We start from the raw sequence: 15,493 nt of genomic DNA, 5'->3' as shown, positions 1-15,493 counted from the left end.
TATGAGAACAGGTATAACCGGCTTGATCTTATTGTTACTGATGGCGGGCTGCAATGGCCCTGACAAGCCTGCCGGCAAACTGCTGGCAGACAATAAGCCGAAGCCCTGCACTACTCCGCAGCGGATCCGCACCATCACAAAAGATGATATCTACGATCTTTCCGGTTACGCGCATACCTCCCGTGTAAGCCCTTTTAATCTTTTTGATGAAGCGGATCTGTCCGATCCCAAAGACAGGTTCGGTACCGAGCATCCCAGAACATCTCCTCATCCCCGCAAAGGCATCAACCTCTACTTCAAAGACGGCGGCAGCCGCCTGGTAGTGGACCTTAGAGCCATGCACAAGATCTCAGAGATCTATCTCTATGATAAATCCATGCAGACCGACAGTGTGTGGATCTACACCGGCACTATGACCAACTGGAAGCTCAAAGCGGCTTTCACCACCAAAGGCAATTCCGGTTTCTGGGGCTGGCGCAGCTTCAATATCAGCGATACCAGCCGTTATATCATGTTCCGCTTTTTCAGTCCTGATGCCGAAGTCACAGAAGCCGCCGTATATGGATGCCCGTTAGAAGAACTGGAACCGCTACCTCCCGCAGAATATACCGGTCCGCGACTGGAACCGAAAATGATGAAAGAGTTTCTCGGTGTGAACTGTTACCAGGGCACAGATATCCGCTGGATGAAACCTTTTTATTATTCACGCATGTACACCAGCATCAGCCGCATAGATGTGGATTCGGTTGACAACTGGCCCAACGTAAAATATTACATCACGCCCAACGGCTGGTGGAACAACGGTTCCGGCGATTACGTGATGTATTCCGACAGCATCACGCGTGATGTTGGCAACAAGATCTGGTACTCTTATCTCGGCGTACCGAAATGGATGGAGAACAAAGGGCTCTGGAATGAAGACAGGCCTGTCACCAAAATAGGCATGAACCCTGAGGATCCCATGAGTTATGCGCGTCATGCCAATATGATGTGGACCATGGCTGCCTGTTACGGCACCACCAAAGTGGATACTGCCCTCATTCAATCCGTTGATCCGCATAAATTCTCTGGTCGCAACACCATGACCATCTACGAAAATGGAAACGAAACAGATGCTGCCTGGGGCGGCAACAAATACTGTAATCCTGTTTCCTATTTTGCGCAGAGCACGGCGGATTACGACGGTCATGAAGGCCGCATGGGAAAAACATTCGGCATCAAGAACGCTGATGTCAACAGTAACCTCATGCTTGCCGGTTTCACTTCCTTTGACGTGGACCGCCTGCGCGTACTGCAGTTCCTTTGCAAAACATTGCGCAAAGACAAACAGTTCCTCTGGAATGGCGGCATCCAGTATCACTACTATTCCAGCAATGGAAAGGGTGATCACCCCACCGATATTTTCACCAGCGCCACTGCTGGCATCACGCCCGAAGAAGATTCGCTCCGCCAGAAAATGGTGAAGGCGCGCAACGAAACCTATCGCCTGCAACCCAATGTGGAATGCATGCTCGGTGAGTACGGCTACGACAAGAACCGGAAGAGCAAGGTTTCGGCACCGCTTGTGCCTGGCTACAGCCAGTCGGAGAGCCAGGGCCTCATGCTGCTCCGCGCCATCAATCTCATTGCCTTTTCCGGCTTCGACCGCTATATCATCTACTGGATCAAAGACGATGTAGATGAAAACTTTGAAGACGGACTCTTCGTTACCAGCGGTCTCCTTCGCCAGAAGGGCAATTTCGAATTCATTCCGTATCCCGCCTGGTTCTACATCAACTCGCTCGTGCATCATCTCGGCAACTACGTTCCTGAGAAGATCATCCAGGAAAAAGGCGATGTCTGGATCTACAAATACCGCAACAAGATCTCTCCTGACTCTGCGGCTTACTTCATCTATTGCCCTACGCGCAGCGGCAAGAAAATTTCCAATTACGAATTGCAGACCGGTGGACAATCCGCCACCATGTTATCCTTCAAAGACCAGTTGGCTGAAGGTGTGATCACTCCGCTTGCTGTACAAAACGGCAAAGTGAAAATGGATGTGGGCGAAGCGCCGAAGCTGATCTTTGTGAAGGAGAAATAAGTTGTTGTCTTATTGCATATGCCTCGCAGGCATAGGCACTCTGCATGTGAAGCAATTGTAATTCCATCTTCACAAATGATTTCTGCGGATTCAAAAACAGGGATGCTTTTTACTCTATGCAAGATGTTGATGCAGCGTTACGGCAATGAGAATGCTGAGTGGTAGATGTTGTGCTTCATTACGCAGGAGTTGTGCACTTCATGGTTCACCTGTTGCTGCATTTATGATTCATCATGCATTAGTAATTGCAATTAACGATGTACAGGTTGCCGCTACTCATCTTGCATAAGTTCTTGCACGTCCGGAGACATGGAGCAAAGGGATATGAACGACGGTCTTCAAAACATACGATCCCCAGGCCCGGCATTGCACCACAGCTTTAACATACCTACAAAAGCTCCATTGAAAAAACCAAAGGTGTGGGTATGTTTTACAACCGTCGTTCATATCCCTTTGCGACTACAGCATAGAATACATCAGCTGATCTTTTTTGCAATCATGATCAATCGAGGAGATGAAACCGCATCATACTCGTTGAAGTTATAATCTCCAAACACCTGTTGTATCTGAAGATTATGATCTGCAAACATTTCATTGAAGTCTTCCAGCCTGAAGGTGGCCACTTTCTCGGCAAAGATCAACGGTTTATCAGGGTGCTTGCTGTCGTGCACTTCGATCTTTTTGTAGAAATGGGATTGATCATACCAGCGCGTGATGAAGTAGTTCACATCTCCGCGTGAGATCTCCTGCTGATGCACGAGGTTGCTGGCGGCATGCTGCACATTGAGGAAGTCCATTACCAGCAGGCCATCAGGGCGGAGCGAGTCTGCGAAGCTGCGGATGGCATCATCATGCTCACCTTCGGTTTCAAAGTAGCCGAAGCTGGTGAAGAAGTTGAAGACGTAATCGAAGTGGCCGGCGCGGAAGGGCAGGCGCATATCGTGACGGAAAAAATGGAGATTGCCGGTTTCATGTGTACGCGCTACATCGATGCTGTCGGCAGCCAGGTCGATACCGGTTACGTCGTAGCCTCTGGAGGCCAGTTGCATGGCATGGCGACCGCGTCCGCAGCCTGCGTCTAACATACGTGAGTTAGCGTGGGGCTGCAGAAAATCGAGCAAACGATTGATAAAATGGGCCGCCTCTGTATGATCGCGTTGAAAATACAAATGGTGGTAGTACGGAGAATTGAACCAATCCTTGAACCAGTTTGGTTTTACAGGGGTGATGCTCAGCATAATGGCCGCAAAAATAGGGAAGCGGGGCCAATCCGGAAACAGGTATTGTGGGTAAAATACCCGGAAGTGGTTATTCTAACAAGCTCCTAAAGCCTTATTTTTGTAGCCGTTAAACTTAGAATACGGTGGCATTGATAAAAAGTATATCAGGCATTCGCGGCACAATTGGTGGTAACCCCGGCGATAATCTGACTCCCCTGGACATAGTGAAATTCACAGCAGCCTATGGCAGCTGGATCCTCAGCAATGAAAATATTCCTGCAAAGATCGTGATCGGCCGTGATGGCCGTATCAGCGGCGCCATGGTGCAGCAACTGGTAGTGAACACACTGATCGGAATGGGAATCGATGTGGTGGATACAGGACTGTCAACCACGCCAACCGTGGAACTGGCCGTTGTCTGGGAGAATGCAGGCGGAGGCATTATCATCACTGCCAGCCATAACCCAAGGGAATGGAACGCGTTGAAACTGCTCAATAACAAGGGCGAGTTCATCAGCGGCGAAGATGGGGCTACTATACTGGAGTCTGCTGCCAAAGAGGACTTTAAGTTTGCCACCGTTGAGAAACTGGGACAGTATTCAGTTAACGAGACCACACTTCAGAAACATATCGAAACCATCCTCGCTTATCCGCTGGTGGATGTAGCCGCCATTCGTGAAAAAGGGTACAAGGTAGTGGTGGATGTGATCAACTCTACCGGTGCACTGGTGGTGCCTGATCTGCTGAAGGCGCTCGGTGTTGCTGAAGTAATTGTGCTGAACGGAGAAGTGACCGGCAGGTTTGCGCACAATCCTGAGCCGCTTCCTGAAAACCTGACTGAACTGGCCAATGCCGTACGTCATCATCGCGCGGACATGGGCATTGCGGTGGATCCGGATGTGGACAGGCTTTGTTTTGTGAATGAGGATGGCAGCATGTTCGGGGAGGAATATACCCTGGTGGCTGTATCCGATTATGTATTGAGCAGGAAGCCGGGTAACACCGTGAGCAATATGAGCAGTACCAAAGCGCTCAAGGAAATGACCATCAAAAGAGGAGGAGAATATTTCCCTTCTGCGGTGGGTGAGGTGAATGTAGTGAACAAGATGAAGGAAAAGAATGCGGTGATCGGTGGTGAAGGTAATGGTGGTATCATTGTTCCAGACCTGCATTATGGCAGGGATGCGCTGATCGGTATCGGTCTCTTCCTGAGCTCACTGGCTGCACATAAGAATGGCATCAAATCGTTCCGCGCTAAATATCCCGATTATTTTATTTCCAAGAATAAGATCGAGCTCACCAATGGCATCGATGTAAAGGCCATTTTTGAGAACATCCAGAAGAAGTATAAGAATCAGCCTATGAATACGGAAGACGGGCTGAAGATCGAATTCGACTCCGACTGGGTGCATCTGCGTACTTCCAATACGGAACCGATCATCCGGATCTATGCTGAAAGTAACTTCGAAACCACGGCAAATAACATCGCTTTACGCCTGATGCAGGATATCAGGGAGTTAGTATAGCCTGTTGATAGATCGGATGTACTTGTTTATACCGGGTTCTTTCCAGTTCGTCACCTCCTTGCCCGGAAACAGCGCCATTTGAAAATATTTCCGGAAATTTGCGGCGGAATAATTCGAATCGCCAAAAGGCGCTGTTTAAACAACAAGTCATGACCCAACGTATCTATTTTGATAATGCGGCTACCACACCCCTGGATGCCACTGTGCTGGAAGCAATGATGCCTTACCTGACCGAGAAATTTGGTAATCCATCCTCTATTTATTCATATGGAAGGGAAAGCAGGCTGGCTATAGAAAATGCCCGTAAATCTGTTGCCAAGATCCTGAATGCTCACCCTGCAGAGATCTTTTTCACCTCCGGTGGAACGGAAAGCTCCAATACCGCTATCTGTGCGGCAGTGAGAGACCTTGGATGCAAACATATCATCACTTCCCCCGTTGAGCACCACGCTACCCTGCATACTGTAGAGAACCTTTACCATCGCGGAGAGGCTGCACTCAGCTATGTGAAGCTGCTGCCAAACGGCCATGTGGATATGGAAGACCTGGAGCAACTGCTGGCAGGCTGTGAAGAAAAGAGCGTGGTTACGCTGATGCATGCCAATAATGAGATCGGCAATATGCTGGATATTCATGCGGTGGGCGAGCTCTGCAAAAAATACAATGCCATTTTCCATTCCGATACGGTGCAGACGGTAGGTCACTTTCCTTTCGACCTGCGCAATACACCTGTACACTTCATCACCGGCGCCGGTCATAAATTCCATGGCCCCAAAGGTGTTGGGATCCTGTACATCAACGAGAACGTGAAGATCAAGCCTTTCATTCAGGGCGGTGGCCAGGAACGTAATATGCGTGCAGGTACCGAAAACCTCTATGGTGTGGTGGGTTTTGCGAAGGCGCTGGAAATGGCTACTGAAGGTTACGAAAAAGAAAGCGCCCATATCAAGGGCCTGAAATTATACATGATGGAACAGCTGGAGAAGCATATCAAAGGCGTTTCCTTCAACGGAGATCCACTGGGCCGCAGCCTTTACACTGTGGTGAGCGCTTCTTTCCCCAAAACAGAGAAGTCTGAGATGATCCTTTTCAATATGGACATCAATAATATCTGCGCCAGTGGCGGCAGCGCCTGCACCAGCGGCGCGGATGCCGGCTCTCACGTGATCCGTTCCATCAATAACAATCCTAACCAGGTAACTGTGCGTTTCTCTTTCAGCAAGCAGAACACAAAGGAAGAGATCGATACAGTTGTGGAGAAATTGAAGGAGATGATATAACTTGTTGCTCAAATTGAGCTAACATGTCATCTACTATTTACCGCTTTCTGGCAGCAGCCGCAGTGATCAGCTGCCTGCTGCCAGCTTGTGCTTCCGCACCTGAGAAAGAAAAACAGACTGATAATTCCTCTTCAGCTATCACTGATTCCCTTCCTGTTCAACCTCCTCCGGCCTGGATCAAACAGTCCAACATTTATGAAGTCAATGTTCGACAGTATACCAAAGAGGGAACATTTGCCGCTTTCAGTAAATCCCTGCCCCGGCTGAAGAATATGGGCGTGGAAGTACTCTGGTTCATGCCTGTAACTCCTATCAGCAAAACAGACCGCAAAGGCTCCCTCGGCAGTTACTATGCCGTGGCTGATTACAATAAAATCAATCCGGAATTCGGCACCATGGCGGATTTTAAAAAGTTGGTGGACACCGCCCATGCAATGGGGTTCAAAGTGATCATCGACTGGGTGGCCAATCATACCGGTGCCGATCATCCCTGGCTGAAATCGCATCCTGATTTCTACAATAAAGACAGCAGTGGCAAAGCCATTTATGCGTTCGACTGGAGCGATACCCGCGATCTCAATTATGACAATAAGGAGTTGCGCGATAGTATGATCGCCAGCATGCAGTTCTGGCTCCGCGAAACGAAGATCGACGGCTTCCGCTGCGATGTGGCCAGTGAAGTACCTACGGATTTCTGGAAGCAATGTATAAACGTCCTCAAAAATGAAAAGTCCGATCTCTTCATGCTCGCCGAAGGTGATAAAGCTGACCTGCACCAGGCAGGCTTTGATGCAACCTATGCCTGGGATATGTTTCAGCATATGAAGAGCGTGGCGGCAGGAAGGCTGAATGCCCTGACGCTGGACTCTGTGCTGGCGCGGCAGGACAGCAGTTTTCCCAAAGACGCCATCCGCCTTTATTTTACCAGCAATCATGATGAGAACACCTGGAACCAGAGTGATTTCGGGACCTTCCCCGGTCTCAAACACGCTGCTTTTGCCGTGCTTACTCAAACAACAAGAGGGGCATTGCCGCTCATTTACAGCGGACAGGAAGAGCCGGTGCTGCGCGCCATTCCTTTCTTTGATAAAGACAATATGAACATGAAGCAGTTCACGCGGGCCAGGTTTTACAAGGCGCTGCTGGATCTGCGCAAACGCAATGCGGCACTGGGTACAGATGCCAGCTTCCACAAGGTTTCCGTGGGCGATGATAAAGCACTCTATGCATATGTGAGAGAAAAGGATGGAAAGAAAGTGCTGGTGATCCTCAATCTCTCTGAAAAGGAGCAGACCATCACGATAAAAGACCCTTCACTGGCTGGTGATCCAATGAATCTCTTCCTCGGCGTGAAGGAGCCATTCAGACTTGGGCATCATTTCAATATCGAAGGCTGGGGGTATATCGTTTACGAATATTGATCATCAATAACGTTGATGCACATGCGTTTTTTTATCGGAGCAGATATCGGAACCACACATACCAAAGCCATCGCCCTGCAAAGCGATGGCTTTGTGCTTGCTTCAGCTATGCGGGGATATACGCCTCTTACAGATGATAGCGGAAAGCATGAGCTTGATCCGGAACAGGTGTTCAGGGCAGTATTGGATGTGTTGGAGGAAGTAGCGATGCAGCTTGCACAGAAAACCGATCTGCAATTATTGTCGGGCATTGCTTTCAGCAGCGCCATGCACAGTCTGATAGTGCTGGATGAAAACTTCCAGCCACTCAGCAACTGTATCACCTGGGCTGATCTGCGCAGCAGTGCTCAGGCGGAAAGGTTGAAAGCAGAAGGATTGGCTACTGATCTCTACAGGCATACAGGCACGCCGGTGCATCCCATGAGTCCGCTATGTAAACTGATCTGGCTTCGCGAAACCAATCCTGTATTGCACCAGCAGGGGGCAAAATTCACGGGTATTAAAGAGTATGTGCTATACAGGCTTACGGGTAGGAATGTCACTGATCTCAGTATTGCGTCTGCTACCGGTTTGTTCGATATCCGGAAGAGGGGCTGGTATGCACCGGCGCTTCAGTTGGCAGGTATCAGTGAAGATCGGTTATCCGAGCCTGTTATAACGAAATATATGATCGCTGAAATCAGACCGGCATATGCAAAGAAGATCGGGATACCTTCAAAGACCCCGGTTGTGGTGGGGGCCAGTGATGGCTGTCTGGCCAACCTCGGCAGTAATGCGCTGGAGCCGGGAGATCTCAGCATCACCATTGGAACATCGGGGGCTGTGCGTGCTGTAACGGCTATGCCGGCTACAGACAGCGGGAGCAGGGTATTCAATTACATCCTGGATGAAGCGCATTTTGTTTGTGGAGGGCCGCTCAATAACGGAGGCGCATTGGTGGAATGGTATGCAGAACATTTTCTGCAGCGCAATATCCGGGAGGAGGGTGCGATGGAATGGTTCATGCAGCAGGCGGCATCAGTGCCGGCTGGTTCGGAAGGTTTATTGTTCCTGCCTTATGTGCGGGGAGAGCGTGCTCCTGTATGGGATGGCATGGCCCGGGGAGCATTGGTTGGAATGGACCACAGGCATACACGGGAGCATGCCATGCGTGCCGTAGTGGAGGGGATCAACTATGCAGTTTGTGATATAATGCAGGCGGTGCAGCAAACGGTGGGGAAGACGGAAAAGATTTTTGTGAGTGGAGGTTTCATCCGTTCCCCGCAATGGGTGCAATGGTTATGCAACCTGCTGGGGCAGCGGCTGGTGGTAACGGGATCGGCAGATGCTTCTGCCATGGGAGCAGCCATCTTGGGTTTTATGGCTACGGGAGAGATCACCAGACTGTCAGACGCCCGTAAATTTTTTCAGGAAGAAGCGGTGTATGAACCCGATGCCGCAACGCATGGAATATTGCAGCAGTATTATACCATCTATGCGCAATTGTACAGTCAGCTACAGCCTGGTTTTCAGGCATTGGGGAAATTGCGCAACAAATAGAAGATTCCTTTAACAGTTTATTCTGTTAAGCAAGTCATAACTGGCGTGGTGATTGAAATGATAGGACAGAACATGTGCGGACTCTTCCTCTTACATGTCTGTGGTTAAGTTTGAATAGGTCACTGCGCAACGTGACCAGGACTGCCGGGCTCAGGTCCGGCAGTTTTCTTTTTTAAATAGAAAAAACAGCAGAGGGCATTGAGCCCTGCTGCTGCCGTTCTGTTGTCCTGCGTCTTTATGGTACTGTGATCAGCTGTCTGTGCATTACTGCACCGCCTGCTAATACAAGCACCATATACGTTCCCTTCGATAAGGCAGCGTCTTGTAGCGGCAGGGTTGCTATCTGTCCACGGGTCATCGTACCCAGCTTCTTAATGAGCACCGGCTGACCGGAAATATTCCGGATGCTCACTTCCGCATCAGTGGCGCTTCTGTCTGACTGAATAAAGAGCAGTTTGTTTTGGTCGATTATCGTTGGGTAAATTTTTGCTTTCGATGTTGATTGTGTATTGATGTTGATGATACTTGAGTATTTGGCAGGACCAGACTTATCGATGATCTTCAACCTGTAAAATCCATTACCGGCCACAGGATTCGGATCTCTGAAATTATACTGCCTGTTTCCGTTTACAGCTGCCACTGCCTGGGTGGATGACACGGTGCCGATCTTATTGTACTGTCTGCCATCAGTACTTCTCTCCACTTCAAAATAATCTTCCGTGCTTTCCGGGGTGACCTGCCAGTTGAGGGTGGATTCATTGTTGGTGAGCCTGCCTTCAAACTTCACCAGTGACACCGGCAAAGTGGTGGCTACGTCAAAGAACACCTGGTTACCCTGGTGATTCTCATAATATTCCAGCACCATGTTGACGGTAGTATTAACGGCAAAGGTTCTTACAACTGCAGACGTGCCGAAGCCCTGATCATGCCAGTTGCTGATAAGCCAGGTGGCTCCGCCATCAAGGCTGAGCCTGTGACCATCGTCTCCTCCGATGGTGAAGAGATAGGTGCCTGCTGCAAAGGTTTTGTTGAGCCTGTAGCGCACACTGAACGTTTCAGAGAGTATCGGGCAGGTAATGCCACTGATAGTCACCAGGTCTCCTCCGAAGTTCGTGTTGATCAACGGGGAAGCTGCCACTCCCGCCGTTGAACTTCCACGAAAAGTTTCAAAGTTCTTACCATCGTAAAAGTAAGCCCTCCAAACATTATTTGTACCGGTAGCGGTTGTAGTTCCTGTAGCAACGCAGGCTGCTGGCGCACAATTGTAACGCAAGCGGTTTTCGCCGTTGCTTTCATAGTATTCAATCACCAGCGTGTGATTGCCTGCACTCATATAATAAGGCATGGTGAAAGTGGCGTAAACCTGCGTTTGCCATTCGTCGATGATCAGATTACCGTCTACGTATAACCGAACTCCATCGTCGGCTCCAACCGTAAAATCATACGTGCCGGCGGTGAAATTCCTGGTCTGACGCAGTCGAACACTGAATGTTTCTGTGGGAAGACTACAGTTGAATGTGTTAGAGATAAGGTCCCAGTCAGGGTCATAGTTGACGTTGGAACCCTGAAAATCCTCATCGAAATTTCCATAAGTTCCCGAGCCATAGGTGGCCCGGCCGTGATAACTGGTGAAATCTTCATTTCTGTAGAAGTAGGCGTACCAACGGTTACCACTATACGAAGTATTCTGGTTATCGTTTGGCGCTGAACATGTTTGAGCTGTTGCTGGTGTTAGGGCAAACAACATCATTCCACTGATTAAAACCAGTAGTAGTTTACTTTTCATCGGTTTGGCGTTTAAGGGCACAAAAGGGTTAACAAAAGGGCATTTCTATCCTGTGCAATGCATTGTGGTAGTCAGGGGCAGTGACTCACGCACACGCATCAGCGCAGTGTACATAATTTTTAAAGGTTTAACTGATCAGGTGTTGCGCATCAGAAGTGCATATATTATTATGCTGCAGAGCTGGTGTAGAGCTTTGCATTTTCTGCGATACGCAGTGTAAGGTTATTGTGGCTAATACGCTGCCGGGTAAGTGGCAGTTGTTTCAACAGGGTTAGCTTAGAGATAATGGCAGTTAAAAATAAGCCCTGGATGCTTGTACGGTTGGAAGCACGAATTTAACGCACGAAATGATAATCCTGGTATAGTGAATCTACGAAGTGATACATTTATTGAGATAACTCAATAAAAGAAAAGAGACATTTCATTATTTTGAAATGTCTCTCACGCATATGCGAAATTATAGTAATTGATCTTTGATAAATCAGTGTATTCAGTTGATCTTGCTTTTGATCTCCTGCAGTTTCAGTAATGCTTCCACGGGTGTAAGCCTGTTGATGTCTATGCCATTTAACAGTTGACGGATATCATCAAAGGTTTCACTGTGTGCATCAAAGATTGACAGCTGGAATTTTTCAGTAGCGATATTTTTTACCTTATCATTGGTATTAGCCACAGCAGGACCGTTGCCATCCACATGCTTTTCTTCCAGCTGCTCCAGGATCTCATTGGCGCGTTTGATCAGGGAAGGGGGCATGCCCGCCATTTTGGCCACATGAATACCAAAACTATGCGTAGTGCCTCCGGGAGCGAGTTTCCGGAGGAAGATCACTTTGTTGCCTACTTCTTTATTGGTGATATGATAATTCTTTATCCTGGGCATCTTGTTCTCCAGCTCATTCAGCTCATGATAGTGAGTTGCAAATAAAGTGCGCGGCCTGCAATCGCTCTGGTGTAAATATTCTGCAATGCTCCAGGCAATGCTGATACCATCATAGGTGGAAGTTCCTCTTCCGATCTCATCCAATAAGATCAGACTTCGTTGTGTGATATTGTTGATGATACTGGCTGTTTCATTCATCTCCACCATGAAGGTTGATTCACCACCGCTGAGATTGTCCGATGCACCAACGCGGGTGAAGATCTTATCCGTTAGTGGGATCTGCGCATTGTCTGCCGGTACAAAACTTCCCATATGGGCCATCAAAGTAATGAGGGCGGTCTGACGGAGGATTGCGCTCTTACCGCTCATGTTCGGACCGGTAAGGATGATGATCTGTTTGTTCTCCGGGTCCAGCTCGATGTCATTGGCAATATAGGATTCACCAACGCCCAGGTTCCTTTCGATCACCGGGTGGCGGCTTTCCTTCATGCTGAGTGTATATCCTTCATGCAGCTGCGGCTTCTTATAATTGTACTGCAGGGCATTGCCGGCAAAGCAGATGAGGCAGTCGATCACCGCCAGCACACTTCCGTTCAGCTGCATCGGGGCGAGGAAGGGCTGCAATGCATTGAGCAGGTCATCGTACAGCGCAGCTTCGATATTCAGGATCTTTTCTTCTGCACCCACGATCTTCTCTTCATACTCCTTCAGCTCGGGTGTGATATATCTTTCTGCGTTGGTGAGCGTTTGCTTGCGGATCCAGTCCGTTGGAACTTTGTCCTTATGCGTATGCGTTACTTCCAGGAAATAGCCGAACACATTGTTGAATCCGATCTTGAGTGAACTGATGCCTGTTTTATCGGCTTCTTTCTGCGCCAGTGCATTCAGATAATCCTTTCCGCCGCTGGCAATATTGCGCAGCGTATCCAGTTCCTCATGAATGCCTGTTCCGATAACGCCACCTTTGGCGGCAACTGCCGGGGGATTTTCGCAGATGGTATTATTGATGCGTTCGCGGATAATGCCGCAGGCGTCCAGGGTATTGCTGAGTTTGCGGAGGTATTCGTTCGGACTGTCTTTCGTCAGTTCTTTGAGTTCTCCGATATGTTGCAGTCCCCTGGCGAGTTGCAGCACTTCGCGCGGACCGATCTTTTTGGTGGGGATCTTGCTCACGAGTCTTTCCACATCGCCGGTCTGTTTGATATGGTGGATCACTTTATTGCGCAGCTCCACTTCACGGATGAAGTATTCCACCAGGTTGAGGCGTTCATTGATGCGGTTGATATCTTTCAGTGGCAGCAGGATCCATCTTTTGAGCAGGCGGGCACCCATGGGGCTGACGGTATTGTCGAGCACCTTGTGCAGGCTGTTGCCCAGTTCGGGACCGCCGGTGAGCTCCAGGTTGCGGATGGTGAAGCGGTCCATCCAGAGATAATCTTCCCGGTCGATGCGTTGCACGCCGGTGATATGCTGCAGGTTGGGGTGTTCAGTGTCTTTGAGATAATGCAGTACGGCACCTGCGGCGATGAGGCCTTCGCGCATGCCTTCCACTCCAAATCCTTTGAGCGAGTGTGTCTGGAAATGTTTGAGCAGGCTTTCGGTGGCATACGCTTCATCGAAGATCCAGCTCTCCATGGTGTAGGTATAGAAGCGGGTACCGAACTGCTCTTTAAAGGTTTTCTGGTAGCTGCGCTGGAAGATCACTTCGGCGGGGCGGAGTGTCTGCAGAAGCTTATCGATATACTCCTGGTTACCTTCGGCCACAAAGAACTCGCCGGTGGAAATATCCAGGAAAGCGATGCCTGATTGACCTTCTGTATAATGGATACCTGCCAGGAAATTGTTGGAATTATGCTCCAGCATTTTTTCATTGGTGGCGGTACCGGGAGTGACCAGTTCTGTAACACCGCGTTTAACGATGCCTTTGGCAAGTTTGGGATCTTCCAGCTGGTCGCAGATGGCCACGCGGTGCCCTGCTTTTACCAGCTTGTGCAGGTAGGTGTCGAGCGAGTGGTGGGGAAAGCCCGCCAGCTCGGAGGAGCCTGCATCCCCGTTATTCCTTTTGGTGAGGGTAATGCCCAGCACCCCTGCGGCAATGATGGCATCGCCGCCGAATGTTTCATAAAAATCGCCCACACGGAAGAGTAGAACAGCATCAGGATATTTCTGCTTGATTGCCTTATGCTGTTGCATCATAGGAGATACTGCACCTGCTTTAGCCATAGCGGCAAATATAAAGGCTTTGACGGCCCTTAAAAAATCCGGTGCAGGGGCTGTGGAGAAAACGTGGATTGTTTCTGGTAACCAATATCTTTGCGTATGCGAAAACTGGAAATGGATGAGCTCAACCGCCTCTCCGTAGACCAATTCAAACAGAGTGAAAAAGTGCCGGTAGTGGTGGTGCTCGACAATATCCGCAGCATGCATAACGTGGGCAGCGTGTTCCGTACCTGCGATGCATTTCTCTTGCGGGCGGTGTATCTTTGCGGCTATACCCCGCAGCCTCCGCACCGGGATATCCATAAAACGGCGCTGGGCGCTACCGAGACCGTTACCTGGAAATACTTTCCCACCACCCTGGAGGCGGTGGAAAAGCTGAAGCAGGAAGGATACAGTACCTGGGCTATCGAGCAGGTGGAGAACAGTGTGCCGCTTAACCGGTTCAGTTACAACCGGGAGAGCCCGCTGGCCGTGGTGTTCGGGAACGAAGTGGAAGGGGTGGACGCCACCGTGGTGAAGGCCTGCGAAGGGAGTATCGAGATCCCCCAGCTGGGCATGAAGCACAGCCTCAATATTTCAGTGGCCGCAGGTATAGTGCTCTGGGAACTGGTCAGGGACCGTAAAAACTTATTTTAAAAAATGACAACCGTAAAAAAATATCTCTCGCTGGTAAAGTTCTCGCATACCATTTTTGCGATGCCTTTTGCGATGATCGGACTGGTGCTGGGACTGATGGCCGTTGATGCGGGTCAGCAGGCGGCTACCAAACCATGGTGGCAGACCCTGATCCTGGTGGTGCTGTGCATGGTGTTTGCAAGAAGTGCGGCCATGGCCTTCAACCGCTGGCTGGATGCAAAATTCGATGCGCTCAACCCGCGCACCGCCATACGCGAGATCCCCGCAGGTATCCTGAAAGCAGACAGTGTGCTGCTGTTCACCATTTCCTGCAGCCTGCTGTTCATTCTTTGCACCTACTTTATCAACCCGCTTTGTTTCTACCTTTCTCCCATTGCCCTCTTTGTGGTGCTGGGATACAGCTATACCAAGCGTTTCACCCCGCTCTGCCACCTGATCCTCGGACTGGGATTATCGCTGGCACCCATCGGCGCCTACCTGGCGGTAACAGGTGCATTTGCATTGCTGCCCATCTTCTTCTCCGTGGCCGTGATATGCTGGGTGAGCGGTTTCGATATCATCTATGCATTGCAAGACGAAGCCTTCGACAAAGCCAATAAATTATATTCCATTCCCGCTGCACTGGGTGCTGCCAAAGCACTACGTGTATCCGAGGTGCTGCACCTGGTGAGCACTGCCTGCGTGGTGGCTGCGGGGGTATATGGTCATTTCCACTGGCTCTACTGGATCGGTGTTGCTGTGTTTGCCGGCATGCTGGTCTATCAGCATTCCATCGTTAAACCCAATGATCTCCGCCGTGTCAACCTGGCCTTCATGACCGCCAATGGCATTGCCAGTGTGGTGTTTGCCGTGTTTGTGATTGCAGATATGTATGTTCAGGCAGCTTTATCCAACTAAGTACC

At 49.7% G+C, this 15,493-nt stretch carries 10 protein-coding genes; 7 read left to right on the top strand and 3 right to left on the bottom strand.

The window, feature by feature from the left end:
* Position 1: 1 nt before the first annotated feature.
* The gene (locus ACTHMC_RS14895; protein ID WP_440414173.1) at positions 2–2,083 is read left to right on the top strand and encodes a hypothetical protein; all 2,082 of its coding nucleotides are present in this window, start codon (positions 2–4) and stop codon (positions 2,081–2,083) included.
* A 476-nt stretch (positions 2,084–2,559) separates the two neighbouring features.
* On the opposite strand, the gene ACTHMC_RS14890 is transcribed toward ACTHMC_RS14895, so the two are convergent.
* Positions 2,560–3,321: a class I SAM-dependent methyltransferase gene (locus tag ACTHMC_RS14890; RefSeq protein ID WP_440414172.1), complete on the bottom strand. Its 762-nt coding sequence runs from the start codon at positions 3,319–3,321 to the stop codon at positions 2,560–2,562.
* Between the two features lie 125 nt (positions 3,322–3,446).
* On the opposite strand from ACTHMC_RS14890, the gene glmM reads away from it, so the two are divergent.
* The 4 genes from glmM (at position 3,447) to ACTHMC_RS14870 (ending at position 9,069) form a co-directional block, all read left to right on the top strand.
* Positions 3,447–4,829: a phosphoglucosamine mutase gene (glmM, locus tag ACTHMC_RS14885; RefSeq protein WP_440414170.1), complete on the top strand. Its 1,383-nt coding sequence runs from the start codon at positions 3,447–3,449 to the stop codon at positions 4,827–4,829.
* A gap of 149 nt (positions 4,830–4,978) precedes the next feature.
* Positions 4,979–6,109 carry a cysteine desulfurase family protein gene (locus ACTHMC_RS14880; RefSeq protein WP_440414168.1) on the top strand — a complete coding sequence of 377 codons (1,131 nt, stop codon included), beginning with the start codon at positions 4,979–4,981 and terminating at the stop codon, positions 6,107–6,109.
* Between the two features lie 23 nt (positions 6,110–6,132).
* Positions 6,133–7,530 (top strand): alpha-amylase family glycosyl hydrolase, encoded by a 1,398-nt coding sequence (locus tag ACTHMC_RS14875; protein WP_440414166.1) that lies wholly within the window; start codon positions 6,133–6,135, stop codon positions 7,528–7,530.
* A gap of 21 nt (positions 7,531–7,551) precedes the next feature.
* Complete coding sequence (locus ACTHMC_RS14870; protein ID WP_440414165.1) at positions 7,552–9,069, top strand: gluconokinase; 1,518 nt, start codon at positions 7,552–7,554, stop codon at positions 9,067–9,069.
* Between the two features lie 235 nt (positions 9,070–9,304).
* On the opposite strand, the gene ACTHMC_RS14865 is transcribed toward ACTHMC_RS14870, so the two are convergent.
* A complete protein-coding gene (locus ACTHMC_RS14865) occupies positions 9,305–10,855 on the bottom strand; it encodes a PA14 domain-containing protein (RefSeq protein WP_440414163.1) in 1,551 nt (516 codons plus the stop codon).
* A 490-nt stretch (positions 10,856–11,345) separates the two neighbouring features.
* Positions 11,346–13,958, bottom strand: coding sequence for a DNA mismatch repair protein MutS (gene mutS, locus ACTHMC_RS14860; protein ID WP_440414161.1), 2,613 nt, complete (start codon positions 13,956–13,958; stop codon positions 11,346–11,348).
* Positions 13,959–14,054: 96 nt separating this feature from the next.
* Between mutS and ACTHMC_RS14855 the strand changes: the two genes are divergently transcribed.
* Entirely contained in the window at positions 14,055–14,591 is a 537-nt protein-coding gene (locus ACTHMC_RS14855; protein ID WP_440414159.1) for an RNA methyltransferase, read from the top strand.
* A gap of 3 nt (positions 14,592–14,594) precedes the next feature.
* On the top strand, positions 14,595–15,488 hold the full coding sequence (locus ACTHMC_RS14850) for a UbiA-like polyprenyltransferase (RefSeq protein ID WP_440414157.1): 894 nt from the start codon (positions 14,595–14,597) through the stop codon (positions 15,486–15,488).
* The last annotated feature ends 5 nt before the right edge of the window (positions 15,489–15,493 follow it).

Source organism: Pseudobacter sp. (genome assembly GCF_051955275.1).
In the GTDB taxonomy this organism is placed as follows: domain Bacteria; phylum Bacteroidota; class Bacteroidia; order Chitinophagales; family Chitinophagaceae; genus Pseudobacter.
The sequence above is the reverse complement of the archived record's forward strand: the minus strand, read 5'-3'. Positions and strand labels throughout refer to the sequence as shown.